Origin of the sequence: Ferrovum sp. PN-J185 (genome assembly GCF_001581925.1) — a bacterium.
In the GTDB taxonomy this organism is placed as follows: Bacteria; Pseudomonadota; Gammaproteobacteria; order Burkholderiales; family Ferrovaceae; genus PN-J185.
In genome coordinates this window covers 783,254-800,251 of the sequence record NZ_LQZA01000001.1, presented here as the reverse complement: position 1 = coordinate 800,251, position 16,998 = coordinate 783,254, and the positions used below count along the sequence as shown (strand labels likewise).

Here is a 16,998-nt window from a genome sequence, read left to right as displayed (position 1 = left end):
AATGATTGATATTAAAGGGTTTGAATTGGATGCGACTGAAAAGCAGATGATCGCAAATCCTCTAGTAGGTGGAATAATACTCTTTACAAGAAACTTTGAAAATATTGAACAAATCCAATCACTTATTAACGACTGTAAAAGTGTAAAAAATGATTTAATCATTGCTATAGATCATGAGGGTGGTAGGGTACAGCGATTTAGAACAGGATTTACAGCACTCCCACCCATGTCTTTTTTGGGCGATCTTTTTGATAAATCTTCATCTATAGCATGTGATTTAGCATTTCACCTAGCAGTTGTTTTAGCGTATGAATTAAAAATGATTGGTGTTAATTTGTCGTTTACACCAGTTTTAGATCTTCATTATGGGCATAGTGAAGTAATTGGTAATCGCTCTTTTCATAGAAAGCCTGAGATTGTCACTCTATTAAATCAATTTTTTATTAAAGGTCTTCATTTTTGTGGATTCCCTTCTGTTGGTAAACATTTCCCTGGTCATGGTTATGTTAATGCTGACTCTCATTTAACACTTCCAGTAGATGATAGGCAGTTTGACTTAATCATAAATCAGGATGTATTGCCTTATAAAGCATTAATTGATAGCGGCTTAGATGCGGTAATGCCGGCTCATGTTGTTTACTCTCAAGTGGACCAACAATCTGCAGGTTTTTCCTCTTATTGGCTACAATCTATTCTCCGTGATCAGCTTCATTTTGATGGTGTTATTTTTAGCGATGATCTGGCTATGGAAGGTGCTGTTAGCACAGGTACTCCAGCACAACGCGCCCAAGCTGCGTTTAAAGCTGGGTGTGATATGGTATTGATATGCAATAAACCAAGTGAAACAGAAGCTCTACTAGATGGACTTAAAAATACATCAATCAATTCTTTAAGTTTAACCAGATTAGAAAAAATGATGGCTGTTAGCAGTCAATCTTCTGTCTCAAAAGAACATTATAATAATAGTTTAGATTTTGTTAAAACATGGATATAAAAAAGAATGATTGTGCATCATAAACACGAGCCACATGTACATCATGATCCAGCAGGTCATGAACATCATGCGCATAAACCTAAAACCACACAGGCTATGCTCTCTGCACTCATCTTTACCGTAGGTTTTGCTGTATTGGAACTCGTCGCTGGATATTTTTCTAATTCATTAGCATTGATATCTGATTCAGGTCATATGGTCTCTGATGCGTTATCTTTAGCTTTAGGCTCTTTAGCAGTATGGATGGGTAAACGTCCCCCCTCCCAAAAACACAGTTATGGATTACAACGTGCAGAAGTACTTGCTGCATTATTTAATGGGATATTATTATTAGTTGTGATTTTAGGTATTGTTGTAGAGGCTATTTTAAGAATCTCTCAACCCCATCAGGTACATGCAATGACTGTAGTAATCGTGTCTATTATCGGCATGATAATGAATACTGTAAATGCATTATTTTTATCTAAAATGGAGCATGGCTTAAATTCGCGTGCTGCAATGATCCATGTGATTGGCGACTTTTTTGGATCCCTTGCAGCATTAATAGCAGGTGCTGTTATCTGGTGGACAGGTTGGATGCCTATTGACCCAATTCTCTCATTGGTTGTTGCAGGTATTATGCTATTTTCAACATTAAAAATTTTAAATGAGTCTGTACACGTACTCATGGAAGGGGTACCAGATGGGGTTTCACTCGTACAAGTTGGCGATCAACTTGCTCATTTAGATGGCGTTATTTCTGTACATGATTTACATATTTGGACGCTAACTTCAGGTATGGTGGCATTATCTGCTCATCTTCAAATTAAATCTTTAACAGATTGGCCACAGATTTTATCTCGTACATTAGCAATGCTTGAACGTGAACATGGAATTGTTCATGTTACTTTACAACCAGAAGTGAGTGAAAATGGTATTTAGCTGTACACGTTGCTCTCGCTTAACTACTTTTTTATTAGAAACGAAAGAACACCATCCAGATTATTTTTGTCAGCCTGTCCCTCCATTTGGAGATGATAATGCTCAATTACTCATTGTAGGTCTAGCACCAGGAATGCATGGTGCTAATCGAACTGGTAGGCCATTCACGGGTGATTATGCAGGTATTTTACTTTATCAAACATTACATGACTTTAAATTTTGTAATCATTCTGAATCGATTAATACAAAAGATGGTTTGTTGCTACAAAATGTAAAAATCACTAATGCAGTTAAGTGTCTACCACCACAAAATAAGCCCTTGCCAACAGAAATAAAAGAGTGCAATAGATACTTAGCACATGAAATTTTAGACAGTCATTCCTTAAAAGTAATTTTAGCGTTAGGGAAGATTGCACATGATGCGGTATTAACAGTATTTAATGAAAAAAAATCTGTGTATCCATTTAAACACGGCAGTGTATATCAATTAAAAGAAAAATATACCCTTATTAGTAGTTATCACTGTAGTCGTTACAATACGCAAACCAATCGGTTAACCAAGGATATGTTTTATTCTATATTTAAAGAAATTAACTTATTGTTAGATAGGCGCCATGAGTACAAATGATTTAGATAATTTCATTCGATCATTACCAAATTTACCTGGGGTATATCGGATGTGTAATGAGAGCAATGAAGTTATTTATGTTGGAAAAGCTAAAAATCTAAAAAAACGAGTATCTTCATATTTTCAAAAAACACAGTTACCCATAAGAACAGCAGCTATGGTGAGTCATATTCATCATATTGAGATTACTATCACTGCTTCTGAGGCTGAGGCCTTATTGCTTGAGGGAAACCTTATCAAGCAATATACACCGAAATATAATGTATTATTCAAAGACGATAAATCATATCCTTATATTCAAATATCTAGTCATGCATTTCCACAAATAAAACTTTATCGGGGATCTGCAAATAATAAGAATAATTATTTTGGTCCTTATCCAAACTCATGGGCTGCAAGAGAGGTTATTCAACATTTACAAAAACTATTCATGTTAAGAACTTGTGATGATAGTGTTTATGCGCATAGATCTAGGCCTTGTTTGTTATATCAAATCAAACGTTGTTCTGCTCCATGTGTTAATCACATCTCTGAAAAGGAATATGAAAAACAAATTATTAATGCAATAAGTTTTTTATCAGGAAATGAACAACATGTATTAGATGATCTAAGACTTCAGATGAATGAATATTCGAATAATCTTGAATTTGAGAAGGCTGCATTAATTCGGGATCAAATTGCCTTAATGCAACAAGTATTACTGAAACAGTCTGTCTCAAAAAACAGTACAGAAGATATTGATATTATTGCAGTCGCACATAGCGAGTTTTACTATACTGTAAATTGGGTGATGATTCGATCTGGAAAACATATTGGCGATAAAACATTTTATCCGTCTAATACAGATCAAGTTTCTATTGATGATATCTATGAAGCCTTTATTACGCAGCATTATGTGAATAACATAGTTCCAGACACAATAATCATTAATCAGTTACAAGATATTGATAATTTAAGTGTGTGGTTAAGTGAAGTTGCTGGACATAAAGTTAAAATTATTAATAATCCGATTGGTGAGAAAAAAACTTGGTGGAACAATGCCTTCAAAAATGCAGAATTCTCACTTAATAATCGACTAAATCAAATCAGTTCTGCAGAAAATCGATTGCAAAGTTTACAAAACGACTTATCTTTAGACTTTTCACCTATTCGTATTGAATGCTTTGATATCAGTCATACTCAAGGCCAGGATACGGTTGCATCATGTGTTGTATTTGATCATGGTACACCTGCAAAACAGTATTATAGAAAATTTAATATCAAAGATATTAACCCTGGAGACGATTACGCTGCTATGGCTCAAGCTTTAGAGCGACGTTATTCAAGAATCGTTAAAGAACAAGGACAGCTTCCTGATTTGCTCATTATTGATGGCGGCAAGGGGCAGCTTAATATTGCAAAAGAGATTCTTGCAACACTTAATCTTACTGATCTTTATGTTATTGGTGTTGCCAAAGGGGAGGGAAGAAAGGCTGGACTTGAGAAAATTATACTCCCCATAGACAATACTGAGTTATTCTTAAAACAGGAATCACCAGGCTTTCATTTGATACAAGCAATACGTGATGAAGCCCATCGATTTGCTATTACTGGTCACAGAATGAAAAGAAGTAAAACAACACAGCATTCGGTGCTTGACGAAATTGAAGGAATTGGTCCTAAAAGAAGAAAGCAACTATTGGTACAGTTTGGTGGATTAAAAGGATTGCAAAGTGCCAGTGTGGATGATATCTCTGCTATTACGGGAATTGGCCTAGAACTAGCAAAAAAAATATATAATCATCTACATTAAGAAAATTATTATGAAATTTACAGTTCCCAATATACTTACTTTTATCAGGGTGTTATTAATACCCATGTTTGTTGCTGTAGTCTACTTTCCAGACCCATGGATGACTTCAGAACATTCTGGATTACTAGCGGCTATTATTTTTATCATAGCGGCTATAACTGATGCATTTGATGGTTATTTAGCCAGAAAATTAAATCAGACAACTGCCTTCGGTGCTTTCTTAGATCCCGTTGCCGATAAACTTATGGTAATGGCTGCATTAATTGTCTTAGTGGATTTGCAAAGAATTTCTTCAATCATTGCACTAATAATTATTGGTAGAGAAATTACCATTTCCGCTTTAAGAGAATGGATGGCACAAATTGGTAAGAGTGCTAACGTTGCTGTGTCCACATTAGGTAAAGTTAAAACAATTGCCCAAATGTTAGCTATACCATTTTTACTATATAACCAAACTTTCTTAGGTTTTATTCCTTGCCATATAATCGGTACTTTATGCATAATAATTGCCGCATTCCTTACTTTAATCTCGATGTTTTATTATTTACGTGTCGCGATAAAAGTCGGTTTTTAAAAGTTTTTTTTGTTTTTTATTGTGTGTTTTTTTACTAAAAATATTGACGTATTAACACTATCAGTTTATCATTTACGTCTTATTGCGGGAGTAGCTCAGTTGGTAGAGCGCAACCTTGCCAAGGTTGAGGTCGCGAGTTCGAGACTCGTCTCCCGCTCCAAATATTTACTCAATTATTTCCTTCATAGGCGGGGTGGCAGAGTGGTCATGCAGCGGCCTGCAAAGCCGTCTACGCCGGTTCGATTCCGACCCCCGCCTCCAATCACTTCTGATTGTGTTTTCTAAGATAACTCTCAACTCTTTTTTGTGTCATTAAATAAGTACGATGATGATGACTTTTTAATTTAACAGCTTTTTGTATTGTTGCTAAGGCTAGTTGGGGTTGATGAAGAGCCAAATAAGTTTCTGCTAAATTATTTAGAGCATCACCAGAGGATGGGTTTTCTTTAACTGCTTTCTGAAAATAAACTAATGCTTCTTTGTAATCGCGATGTACATAAGCAATATCACCAATACCAATTAATGCAACAATATTATTAGGCCATCTTTCCAAGGTTTTTAGATAAGCGTCCTTAGCAGCTGTTGGTGCAATAGGTTCAATTCGTGATATTGCTGTTAAATAGCCAATTTCTCTAGCAGAAGCCGGAATGATATTTGGGGGAGTTATAGTTACAGCCCAATGTTGTGCTTGTGACCATTCTCGGTCAAACTCATCCATGGATAGCTTTTTTTGGTTTCGAGTGATATCTGTTAATGTTATTGTTTTATCACTAAAATCATAACCGTATACAGTGTGAAATGACCAATCATCTGGATTATCTGGGTTTTTTAGTGTTACTACAACAGGATGGTTTTGTGATATTTCTAAAAAGATATCTTGAATATCTTCTGTTAAGGGATAGACAATAAAACCAGATTTTCTAGCGCTTAATATCGTATCAAATTCCAGCGTTCCTTTTTGAGCGGGAATATAAGTACGTGGTAATAACTTATTTACAAGCGCATTTGCACCATAATAATTTAATGTTGACGCTAATGTTGATGGTGCAAAGAAGTTTCGAGTGTCTGGATAGTATGGAATACCTTTAATATATGCGTTATCAGGTACATTATTTGGTTTTAATATAGGAATATTATTAGTTAACGACTCATTTTTTTTAGCAATAATTTGATTAGGTTGATCTGTATTTACAGTTTCTACAGGAGCGCAGGCGCTCAGCAAAACCAATAACAGTGCGTAAGAAAAAAACAAAACTATTCTAAAAAACATAATTATTTACACGACTTTTAAATGAACACTAGGTAATCCATTAATTGTACCTGTAATGTTAGTTTTATAGTCAACAAAAAAGATTCCGCTCAAACTACCTGTGGTAATCCAATGATCATCATTAATGTGTCTTCCAAATTGTCTTTGTTGATCTATAAATTTAGGAATTAATAGTCTAGGATCACCTGCTGGATTCTTCCCTCTAAGTGTTGATTTTTCAATTAAGTTATCTGTCAGTGAAATAATAGGTTCATTAAAGTTAAATAAATTAGATCTATATGGTTGCGCTGGACCTATTATTAAAGCACCATTACTCTGTAAATCAGCAGCCTTTAAATAAGTAGGTAAATCAGGCCAACCTTGTAATCGCGTTGAGACAATTTCTATGGCAGCAGCGACATCAGAAATATGTTTTTCTAAGTCTTCAAGAGATATATTAATACTTATTTGATCAATATTTTTAAGTCTAAATGCATACTCAAGCTCTATTCCCATTAGTGAACACAGTTCTTTTGCGATTATAGTTTCATCAGAGAACAGCCATTTATTTGGTATTAGGGACGCAAATACCGGATAGGCTTGATCACCGGTACCTACTTTCCACCCACCAATATGGTCATCTAACAAATCTAATAGTTGATTTTGAGTGTGATAAGCTGACTCAAGACTAGTCGGGATTAATTCTTCTGGAGCAGAGATGAGTTTAGCCGAATGATGTGCATCAATAATTAATTTACTAAGTTGTGTCATTTAAGTTAAAGAATAGTCACGTTTAATGAGTAATGAGGCACGTTCTGCCATCATCATGATTGGTGCGGCGGTGTTTCCGGAGGTAATAACTGGCATAGTACTTCCATCTACAACACGTACATTTTTAATGCCATTTAATTTAAATTCACTATCAACACATCGCTTTAAATCATTTTTATTACCCATTCTGCACGTTGATGTTGGATGAAAAATAGTTGTTCCTATATTTCTTGCTCCTTCTAATATTTGTTCATCAGTTTGATTTACTGACCCAGGAAGAATCTCTGTGGGTTGATACGATTTAAACACATCTGATTGAATAATTTGACGCGTTAACTTCACAGACTGAATAGCAATTGTTTGATCTTCACTGGTAGATAAATAATTAGGTTTTATAATTGGTTTTGCCAATGGATCTGGAGAGCTAATATGAACTGACCCTCTAGAGGTAGGCTGTAAATTACATACACTAGCAGTAAAACCATTAAAGGGATGTAGGGGTTCACCAAACTTTTCTAGTGATAAGGGTTGGACATGATATTGTAAGTTTGCCCTTTGTTGATCAGAAGAGCTTTTTGCGAATACACCTAATTGAGAGGGAGCCATTGACATGGGTCCGCGTCTGGTTAAAAGATATTGGAGACCTATACGCATCTTACCAAGCCAATTATTAGCCATTGTATTTAAAGTCGGTAAGCCTTCAACACGATAAACATGTCTTAGCTGAAGATGATCTTGAAGATTTTCACCTAACTCTGGTAGTGCTTGTATAACTGGTATATTAAATCCACTTAAGACTTCTGGTTTACCAATTCCCGAACGTTCTAAAAGAGAGACAGAGCCGATAGCACCGGCACAAACAATAATTTCTTTCGTAGCGGTAAATGCGATTTTTTCGTTATTTTTTATTACTTCAATACCTGTTGCAATTTTATTCTGATCAAACAAAATCCTATTTACATGAGTTTCACTGGAAACGGTGAGATTGGTTCTGTACATTGCCGACTTTACAAATGCTTGACCGGCATTTAATCTCATTCCTCTGAATTGATTGACATCAAAATAACCCACTCCAAAATTATCACCAGTATTAAAGTCATTGGTAAATGGAATTCCATTATTAATGACTGCATCTTTGAACACTTCCAACACTTTCCAAGATAATCTTTGTTTAGATACTCGCCAAGGTCCTTTATTACCATGGTACTGATTAGAACCAGAGTGATATTTTTCAATTTTTTTAAATAAAGGTAGTACATTATCCCACCTCCAACCATCATCCTCTGTTAACTTTGCCCAGTTATCATAGTCAGCTTCTTGTCCTCTCATGTAAATCATACCATTGATAAGAGAACTACCACCAATACCTTTTCCTCTCGGATATCGAATTGAGCGACCATTAAGACCCTGTTCTTTTTCTGTTTCAAAACACCAGTCTGTTCTTGGATTACCTATACAATAAAGATATCCTACAGGTATATGTATCCAGGGATAATTATCATGTTTACCGGCCTCAATGAGTAATACACTACAACTAGCATCCTCTGATAACCGATTTGCAATTACAGATCCTGCACTTCCAGAGCCAATTACAATAAAATCGAATTGAGTTGGATAATTTAGCATGCTAATTTATTTCCTTATAAACTTTACTTTCGCCTATTTTTAATACAATAAATTTATTGTTATCTATATGTTCAATATCCAATGCATTTTTTAAATCCACAGGCGGTTGTAAGAATGGCTCATCTGATAATTTAAAAACTCCCCAATGTATGCCAATGGCTTGTTTTGCGCGCACATCTTTCATTACTTGCACAGCTTCTTGAGGGTTAAGATGGTAATTAGCCATAAACCATCTAGGCTTATAAGCACCAATATCGATTGCTGCCAAATCAAAACCTTGAAATCGATTACCAATATCAATGGAGTCCTTTGAATACCCTAAGTCACCTGAAAACCAAAACTTAAATTCTGGGTGAACTATGGCCCATGATCCCCAAAGTGTCTCATCTCTATCCCATAAAGATCTTGCACTCCAATGATGTACGGATAAAAAAGTAATATCAAAATTATTGGTTTTTCCAGGCACAGAAATACTTTTATTCCAATTAAACTCTATTACTTTTTTAGTATTGTCTGGAGTATTCATAACTTCAATATTATTTAAAAACCATTTTCTTACATTCATAGGGACAAGAAATAATGGAGGACCACCAGCTTGATTAGCTAATGCTCTAACAGAAGGTAAATCTAAATGATCATAATGGTTATGAGATATAAGAACTACATCTATATGAGGTAATTGTTTAATAGATACACCTGGTGGTACGTGTCTTTTAGGTCCTAGGGGAGGCAAAGGACTGGCATAATCTGAGAATATTGGATCTGTTAAAAAGGTAATGCCATCACATTGGTAAATGAGGGTGGAGTGTCCTATCCAAGTAACGATAACATTTCTTCCTGGATGATGTATTAATTCAAGATTAGGACCAGTACTAGGGGCAACATCGTCGGAATCTTTGTGACTTCTATAAAAAAGTCTTTCAAACTGCCATTTAATAAAACTTCCTCTAGGATACTTATCAGGATATATATTATGAAACTCTTTTATTTTGTCTGATGAGTCAGGGATGTTATTTAAACTAGGATTTGGGACTGGATTAGCTGAAACAAAATACGTACAGCAACAAAAAAACAAACCGATTAAGATTCTTGAAGTTTTTCCCATTGAGACTTTTTTACGAATTGTAGAGAGAGGTATTTAATTAATCTATAACCCAACAAAATCATCAATATTGTAGCATAGAGGATAGGTTCAGTTAGATCTCGTTTTACTAACCACCAAAAGTGTACAACACCTAATACAGGAATAACATAAGCTAGTTGATGTAGTTTTTTCCAGTTTTTCTTTAGTTTTTTTTGTGCATATTGGTTCGATGTTAAAGCAAGAGGGAGCGTTAATACTAACCCGATAAATCCAACATACACAAAGGGATGCTTTATTAAATCATGTGAAATATCTTGCCAACTAAAATGTAAATCCAAACCACTATAAGACAGAAAATGTAGACTTAAATAAAAAAAAGCAAAAAGACCTAACATTCTTCTATATTTAACTAACTGAGCTAAATTGAGAATGTTTTTTATTGGTGTTATACATAACGTTATTAAAAAAAATCTCAACGACCAAGCTCCAGTAAAATGTATAACTTCTGATACTGGATTTGGCCCTAATAAATTAAAGACAAGTTGATATGATAAATAAATTAAGGGAAGGGAAGATAAAGCAAAAACTATTTTTTTCATTTTTAAAAATATTGTTTTAAATTCATTCCGTTATAGAGGTGCGCAACTTGGTCTGCGTAACCATTAAACATCAATGTTTTTCTTCGTGCAGCAAATAAACCGTCACCAATCCGTCTCTCCGTAGCTTGACTCCATCGAGGATGATCAACCTCAGGGTTAACATTTGAATAAAAACCATATTCATTTGGATTTGCTAGATTCCAAGTTGTGTTAGGTTGATTTTCAACAAATCTAATTTTTACAATACTTTTAATACCTTTGAATCCATACTTCCAAGGAACAACAAGACGTATTGGGGCGCCGTTTTGATTGGGTAATACTTGTCCATAGAGACCCACAGCTAAAATAGATAGAGGATGAACTGCTTCATCAATCCTTAAAGCTTCTGTATATGGCCATTTGAGAATAGGAGAGGAGATTCCTGGCATCATTGAGGGGTCAGCTAAAGAGACAAACTCTATATATTTTGCGTTATTAGTAGGTTCACACCATTCAACAAACTTCTTTAAACTTAAACCAACCCATGGTACAACCATACTCCATGCTTCAACACAACGATGGCGGTATATTCTCTCTTCTAATGGAAACTGTCTAATTAAATCCTCTATACCAATAGATTTAGTTTTTTTAACATTTCCTTCAATATCAATGTTCCAGGGATTTGTTTTTAATGAACCAGAATATTTTGCAGGATCAGATTTATCAGTACCAAATTCATAAAAATTGTTATAGTGAGTAATATCTTGATACGTGGTTTCTTTATCAGGACAAGTAATAACTCTAGGAGAGTATTTTAGTTTTTGGTTATTAGCAAAACCTGCTTGAGGCATTAAACTTACTGGTACGGCAATACCTAATGCTTTAAGAACTTCTCTTCTTTTAAAATAAATAGATTCAGAAGTGATTTCAGATGGGGTAATTGAGTTAGTATTTGATTTCAAAATCATTTTTATTATACTTTTTAGTTATCCACCAATAATAAAGAGAAGAAAATGGCCAAAGAGCTACATTTCTTCCATGCTCATCAAGATACCAACTTCGACACCCCCCTTGCCATACAGTTCCATTACTTCTCTTATCAAGTTGTTGTTGATAATTATGTTGTATATCCTTTTTTACTTCAATCGTTTTAACATGTTGATTTAAAAGCATTTTTGTTAATTTCGCAAGGAGTCTTGTCTGTCTTTCAATCATGAACAATAACGACTGATGACCAAGACCCGTATTCGGGCCGACTAATAAAAATAGATTGGGAAATTTATTAACAAAAATGCCAAGGTATGCACTTCTTTGTTTTTCCCATTCATTTTTTAAGTTATTTTTCCCTGAAGAGATAATATTAATGGGAATAAATTGGGAATGATTAAAACCGGTGGCGTAAATAATAGTGTCAACTTCAACACAAGAGCCATTAGAAAAAGTAAGCGAATCAGCCGATATTGACTCTATTTCCGTATTATATAAATTTACATTGGGCTGAGATACAGCCTGATAGTAATTGTCAGACAATACGATGCGTTTACAACCTAATGGATAATTGGGTATTAATTTATTAAATAGTGAACGATTTTTAATTATTTTCTTAATATTTCGTTTAAGATTAAATTCGAGTAATTTCATTAGTATTGGATGGATAAAAAATATCACTTTCAATTCATGAAGAAAATAGTTCAATAAGTACAAGTATTTAAAAGCTATAGGATTTGGTAAAGAGTGTGTTTTATTATACTCTTTGTTATTTTTACTCATTACCCAGCTTGGATTTCTCTGAATTAGATGGAGCTCTTTAACAATGGGTTGTATTGATTCAATGCATTGAACAGCAGAGGCACCAGAACCGATAACCGCAACGCGCTGATTAGATAAATTAATCTTTTTATCCCACTGAGCTGTATGAAATTGATTACCTTTAAATAGATCCGCGCCTTTAAAGTTGGGTATATGAGGGTTAGATAAGGGGCTCATACTCACAACTACATATTTTGCGCTCCATTTTTTGGTTGTGGTGAACACGGACCACATGTTGCTATTTTCATTAAATTCAAGCCTTTCAACCGCTTCATTGAAGTAAATATTGTGTTCAATAGGTTTTGCTGTGTTTTTAATATAACTTAATATTTCATTTTGGTTAGCGTATTTTTTTGACCAAGTAGTAGAAGGGGCTTTTTTTAATTGATACAAGATACTAGGTACATCACAAGCACTTCCAGGATAGATATTGTCTCTCCATGTACCACCCATTTCGCTTTCTTTTTCTAATATTATCCACCTATCTACTTTTTTCTCATTGAGTTCCAAAGCCATTGAAATACCGGATATACCCGCACCGACTATAATTACGTTAAAGTGATCATTCATAAAATATTTTTCTTGGCTTAATGGTTAAAATAATGCGATCATTCGAACTATTTTAAATATCATACTAAATATATAGGGTTTAAAAGTGGCTTCATCAAAATATAACGAATCCAGTATACGAGTACTCAAAGGGTTGGAACCTGTTAAAGAGAGGCCTGGTATGTATACCAGAACTCAGGATCCAACCCATATTATTCAAGAAGTTATTGATAATGCAGCAGATGAGGCCTTGGCTGGATATGCATCTAAAATATATGTTGTAATCCATCTAAATGGTTCAATTACAGTTATAGATAATGGTAGGGGTATCCCCGTTGGATTACATCCTGAGGAAAAGGAACCTACTGTTCAGTTGGTATTCACACGATTACATGCAGGTGGTAAATTTGATAAGAAATCAGGTCAAGGTGCCTATGCTTTTTCAGGAGGATTGCACGGAGTTGGTGTATCGGTTACCAATGCGTTATCTAAACAACTTGATGTAATTGTTAAAAGAGACGGGAAAATCCATCAGATATCTTTCTCAGATGGAAATGTTATTGTTCCTTTGAAAGTAATTGGTAATTGCGACAAATCTGATACGGGTACACAAGTCACCATCACACCTGATCCGAAATATTTTGATCAACCAAATATATCGCTTAATGAACTTGAGCGAGTTTTGCGTTCAAAAGCGGTATTGTTACCTGGTGTTGAAGTTACCCTTCAATTCGAAAAAGATCCAGAAAACATTAAATCGTGGAAATATCCTGAAGGTTTGAAAGGATATCTTGACGAAATTTCTGACTATCAAGAGCCTTTGGTTCCAATTTTTGCTCTTGAAAACTTTATTGACCATACCACAGATAATGACTCTTTTGCTCCAGGCGAAGGCGCTTCGTGGGCACTTGCTTGGTATGAAAATTCCTCTGGTGCCAATGAATCTTATGTAAATCTTATACCAACGGCTGCGGGGGGAACTCATGAAGCTGGGCTTAGAACCGGGGTATTCGATTCGATTAAAAACTTCATAGAATTACACGGGTTACTCCCACGAGGCGTCAGACTTCAAATGGAAGATGCCGCAAGTAAACTCCATTTTGTATTATCCACCCGTATTCTTGATCCTCAATTTCAAGGGCAAACAAAAGAAAAGCTAACCAGTAGAGATGCGCTCAAATTGGTAGCGACGATGATCAAACAACCACTAGATGTATGGCTAAACAATCATTTAGATTACGCGAAAAAGATTGCAGAGTTAGTCATTAAGCAAGCAATGAATCGCATGAAATCTAGCCAAAAGATTGAAAAAAAGAAAGGGAGTGGGGTGGCTGTTTTACCTGGAAAACTCACTGATTGCGAATCAGACGATATACATGAAAGAGAAATTTTTCTTGTAGAGGGAGATTCTGCAGGCGGATCGGCTAAACTTGCAAGAAATAAAAATACACAAGCTATTCTTCCCTTAAGAGGAAAGGTTCTAAACACTTTTGAAGTTGATCGAGATAGATTGTTTGCAAATAATGAAATACATGATATTTCAGTAGCAATTGGCGTTGATCCTCATGGTGTTAATGATGAACCAGACCTAACAGGACTGCGCTACAACAGGATTATTATCATGTCTGATGCAGATGTAGATGGTAGCCACATTAAAGTATTATTACTTACACTTTTTTATATTCACTTTCCTAAGTTAGTTGAGCAGGGGCATATATATGTTGCTAGTCCTCCTCTATTTAGAGTAGATGTGAACGCTTCAGGAAAAAGGCCAGCAAGAAAACTCTATGCATTAGATGAAAATGAACTATTGTCTATTGAAGATAGATTGATAAAAGAAGGGTTAAAGCCTACTCATTGGAGTGTAGGTCGTTTTAAGGGACTGGGTGAAATGAATCCTGAACAATTATGGGAAACCACGATGAATCCAGATACCAGACGTGTTCTTCCTGTTTTACTTATAGATTTTGACCATCAAGCAACGCACGCAACCTTTTCAAAACTAATGGGTAAAGGTGAGGCCAGCGCTAGACGTGAGTGGATGGAAGAAAATGGTAGTAGCGTAGAGGTAGATATTTAATGACAAAAAAAACAGATAATAAGGGTGATAATAGCGGAGATCTATTCTCAAACAGCCCCCAAACTGAAACAAAAACTGAGGTAGCAGAACAATTAGAACTCTCTCATTTTATTGAACGTAGCTATCTTGAATACGCTATGAGCGTAGTAATGGGTAGAGCCATTCCTGATGTGAGTGATGGCCAAAAACCCGTTCAACGACGTATTCTTTTTGCTATGCACGAATTAGGTCTGTATCGTCCCAATCGACATGTTAAATCAGCACGTGTAGTGGGTGATGTAATTGGTAAATACCATCCACATGGTGATATGGCAGCATATGACGCATTAGTTAGACAAGCACAGGATTTTACTCTTCGTTATCCATTAATTGATGGTCAAGGTAACTTTGGCAGTCGTGATGGTGACGGAGCAGCTGCAATGCGTTACACGGAATGTCGATTAACGCCTATTGCTGAATTGTTGCTCTCTGAAATTGATAAAAACACAGTTGATTTCACTCCAAATTATGATGGTTCATTTAAAGAACCAAAATTATTACCCTCACGTTTACCGTTTCTTTTACTTAATGGTTCATCAGGTATTGGGGTGGGCATGGCCACAGAAATACCATCACATAATATGCGTGAAGTGGCAAAAGCGGTTGTATCACTTATTCAAAAACCAGACACCTCAATCTCTCAATTAGTCAGAATAATTAAAGGTCCTGATTTACCTGGTGGTGGCCAAATAATTTCGCCGCAAACTGACATAATGAGTGCCTATGAAACAGGCAAAGGATCTCTTAAAGTTAGGGCACGTTGGGTAATAGAGGATTTGGCGCGAGGTCAATGGAGAATCGTAGTTAATGAATTACCTCATGGGGTTTCTACTAAAGACATCCTTGAGGATATTGAAAAAATCTCTAACCCAAAAATTAAAGAGGGGAAAAAGACGCTTACGCCAGATCAAGCAAATCTTAAAGCCTTAATATTAGGTGCACTTGATTTGGTTCGTGATGAATCTGATAAAAACTCTCCTGTAAGAATTGTCATTGAACCCAAATCAAGCAAACAAAACCCTGCGGAGTTAATGAATTTTCTATTGGTAAATACCAGACTTGAATCATCGCTACCAATCAATATGGTTATGCTTGGTTTAGACAATAAACCTAAGCAAAAAAATATAAAAGATATTTTAACTGAGTGGATTACATTTAGATTAAATACGATTGTAAGACGAACCCAGTTTAGACTTGATGAAGTTAATCGCCGAATTCATATCCTTGAAGGAAGAGAGCTAATACTCCTTCATATTGACGAAGTTATTAAAATAATTCGTGAGTCAGAGGAACCCAAACAAGAGTTAATTAATCATTTTTCATTAACTGAAATTCAAGCAGAAGACATACTTGAAATTCGCCTAAGACAACTTGCTAAGCTCGAATATATAAAAATTGAAAAAGAGTTGAAAGAGTTAAGGCTAGAACAGAAAGAATTAAGTCATTTATTAAATCATGAAGATGCAAGACGTGAATTATTAGTGACTGAAATTACCAATGATGCAGAACAATATGGTGACAAGAGAAGAACTTTAATTGAATTTGTTGAAGAGGAGTTGATTGCACCAACTGTACTTGATGAACCAGTAACAGTGACGTTATCAAAAAATGGTTGGATTAAGTCCCGTCAAGGTCACGGCCTAGACTCATCACAATTCTCCTATAAGTCGGGAGATAGTGCGCATAATATTATTGAATCCAGAACGATTCATTCATTAATATTACTCGACTCTAAGGGACGTGCTTATACAATTAAAGTCTCAGATATACCAAGCGGTAGGGGTGATGGTGTCCCTGTAACCACTCTAATTGATTTACAAAACGGTGCACGCGTTGTGGGTATAATGAGTGCACTTCCAAATCAAAAATACTTGGTTGCTAGCTCGTCAGGTACTGGATTCATTGTAAATCCATTAGATTTAATTTCTCGAGTAAAAGCTGGTAAAGCCTTCATGTCTATTGATGATAATGATATACCTTTAACACCAAGACTCATTAACAACAATGATTCCCACGTGGCTACATTATCTGAAAAAGGACGCCTGTTAGTATTCCCAATAACTGAATTAAAAGAAATGCCTAAAGGAAAAGGAATAATCTTAATGGGGTTAGATCATAATGAAAAATTAGTGTCATGTATTACAACAGATTTAACCAGTTTAACTATTTTGGGAACCAATAGAGCAGGTAATGAAGTGCAAGCAGTGATGAATAGCTCTGAGGTTAAATCATATATTCATGGTCGAGCTCGTAAAGGAAGTCAAATTGATTATAAAATGAAAGTGACCAGTTTCAGTTAAGCTT

The 16,998-nt window shown here is 35.3% G+C and carries 14 protein-coding genes and 2 tRNA genes; 9 read left to right on the top strand and 7 right to left on the bottom strand.

The features are described from left to right. The first annotated feature begins 1 nt into the window (after position 1). The 7 genes from nagZ (at position 2) to FV185_RS03835 (ending at position 5,170) form a co-directional block, all read left to right on the top strand. Positions 2–994, top strand: coding sequence for a beta-N-acetylhexosaminidase (gene nagZ / locus FV185_RS03865; protein ID WP_197457740.1), 993 nt, complete (start codon positions 2–4; stop codon positions 992–994). A 6-nt stretch (positions 995–1,000) separates the two neighbouring features. Beyond that, positions 1,001–1,915, top strand: a complete 915-nt coding sequence (locus FV185_RS03860) for a cation diffusion facilitator family transporter (protein ID WP_067493709.1) — start codon at positions 1,001–1,003, stop codon at positions 1,913–1,915. After that, the gene (locus FV185_RS03855) at positions 1,905–2,543 is read left to right on the top strand and encodes a uracil-DNA glycosylase (protein WP_067493707.1); all 639 of its coding nucleotides are present in this window, start codon (positions 1,905–1,907) and stop codon (positions 2,541–2,543) included. Before FV185_RS03860 ends, FV185_RS03855 begins: the two co-directional genes overlap by 11 nt. Further along, entirely contained in the window at positions 2,530–4,335 is a 1,806-nt protein-coding gene (uvrC, locus tag FV185_RS03850) for an excinuclease ABC subunit UvrC (protein WP_067493705.1), read from the top strand. Before FV185_RS03855 ends, uvrC begins: the two co-directional genes overlap by 14 nt. A 10-nt stretch (positions 4,336–4,345) precedes the next feature. Beyond that, on the top strand, positions 4,346–4,909 hold the full coding sequence (gene pgsA / locus FV185_RS03845; protein WP_067493703.1) for a CDP-diacylglycerol--glycerol-3-phosphate 3-phosphatidyltransferase: 564 nt from the start codon (positions 4,346–4,348) through the stop codon (positions 4,907–4,909). An 84-nt stretch (positions 4,910–4,993) separates the two neighbouring features. Further along, positions 4,994–5,069: transfer RNA gene (locus FV185_RS03840), tRNA-Gly, on the top strand. A 27-nt stretch (positions 5,070–5,096) separates the two neighbouring features. Further along, positions 5,097–5,170 (top strand) — tRNA-Cys (locus tag FV185_RS03835). A gap of 1 nt (position 5,171) precedes the next feature. On the opposite strand, the gene FV185_RS03830 is transcribed toward FV185_RS03835, so the two are convergent. Genes FV185_RS03830 through FV185_RS03800 form a run of 7 tightly spaced genes read right to left on the bottom strand, consistent with a single transcriptional unit; the run spans position 5,172 to position 12,596 of the window. Then, positions 5,172–6,179, bottom strand: a complete 1,008-nt coding sequence (locus FV185_RS03830; protein ID WP_067493701.1) for a PA2778 family cysteine peptidase — start codon at positions 6,177–6,179, stop codon at positions 5,172–5,174. A gap of 6 nt (positions 6,180–6,185) precedes the next feature. Further along, on the bottom strand, positions 6,186–6,929 hold the full coding sequence (locus FV185_RS03825) for a hypothetical protein (protein WP_067493699.1): 744 nt from the start codon (positions 6,927–6,929) through the stop codon (positions 6,186–6,188). Beyond that, entirely contained in the window at positions 6,930–8,555 is a 1,626-nt protein-coding gene (locus FV185_RS03820) for a GMC family oxidoreductase (RefSeq protein WP_067493697.1), read from the bottom strand. Between the two features lies 1 nt (position 8,556). Continuing rightward, complete coding sequence (locus FV185_RS03815) at positions 8,557–9,660, bottom strand: MBL fold metallo-hydrolase (protein WP_067493695.1); 1,104 nt, start codon at positions 9,658–9,660, stop codon at positions 8,557–8,559. Beyond that, entirely contained in the window at positions 9,636–10,238 is a 603-nt protein-coding gene (locus tag FV185_RS03810; RefSeq protein ID WP_067493693.1) for a sulfite oxidase heme-binding subunit YedZ, read from the bottom strand. The genes FV185_RS03815 and FV185_RS03810 overlap by 25 nt, the downstream gene beginning before the upstream one ends. 2 nt (positions 10,239–10,240) lie before the next feature. After that, positions 10,241–11,185: a protein-methionine-sulfoxide reductase catalytic subunit MsrP gene (msrP, locus tag FV185_RS03805; protein WP_067493691.1), complete on the bottom strand. Its 945-nt coding sequence runs from the start codon at positions 11,183–11,185 to the stop codon at positions 10,241–10,243. Beyond that, entirely contained in the window at positions 11,163–12,596 is a 1,434-nt protein-coding gene (locus FV185_RS03800) for a flavin-containing monooxygenase (RefSeq protein WP_067493690.1), read from the bottom strand. The genes msrP and FV185_RS03800 overlap by 23 nt, the downstream gene beginning before the upstream one ends. Before the next feature lie 85 nt (positions 12,597–12,681). Between FV185_RS03800 and FV185_RS03795 the strand changes: the two genes are divergently transcribed. Both FV185_RS03795 and parC read left to right on the top strand, forming a co-directional pair. Beyond that, a complete protein-coding gene (locus FV185_RS03795; RefSeq protein ID WP_067493688.1) occupies positions 12,682–14,655 on the top strand; it encodes a DNA topoisomerase IV subunit B in 1,974 nt (657 codons plus the stop codon). Beyond that, positions 14,655–16,994: a DNA topoisomerase IV subunit A gene (parC, locus tag FV185_RS03790; protein WP_067493686.1), complete on the top strand. Its 2,340-nt coding sequence runs from the start codon at positions 14,655–14,657 to the stop codon at positions 16,992–16,994. Before FV185_RS03795 ends, parC begins: the two co-directional genes overlap by 1 nt. Positions 16,995–16,998 lie beyond the last annotated feature (4 nt).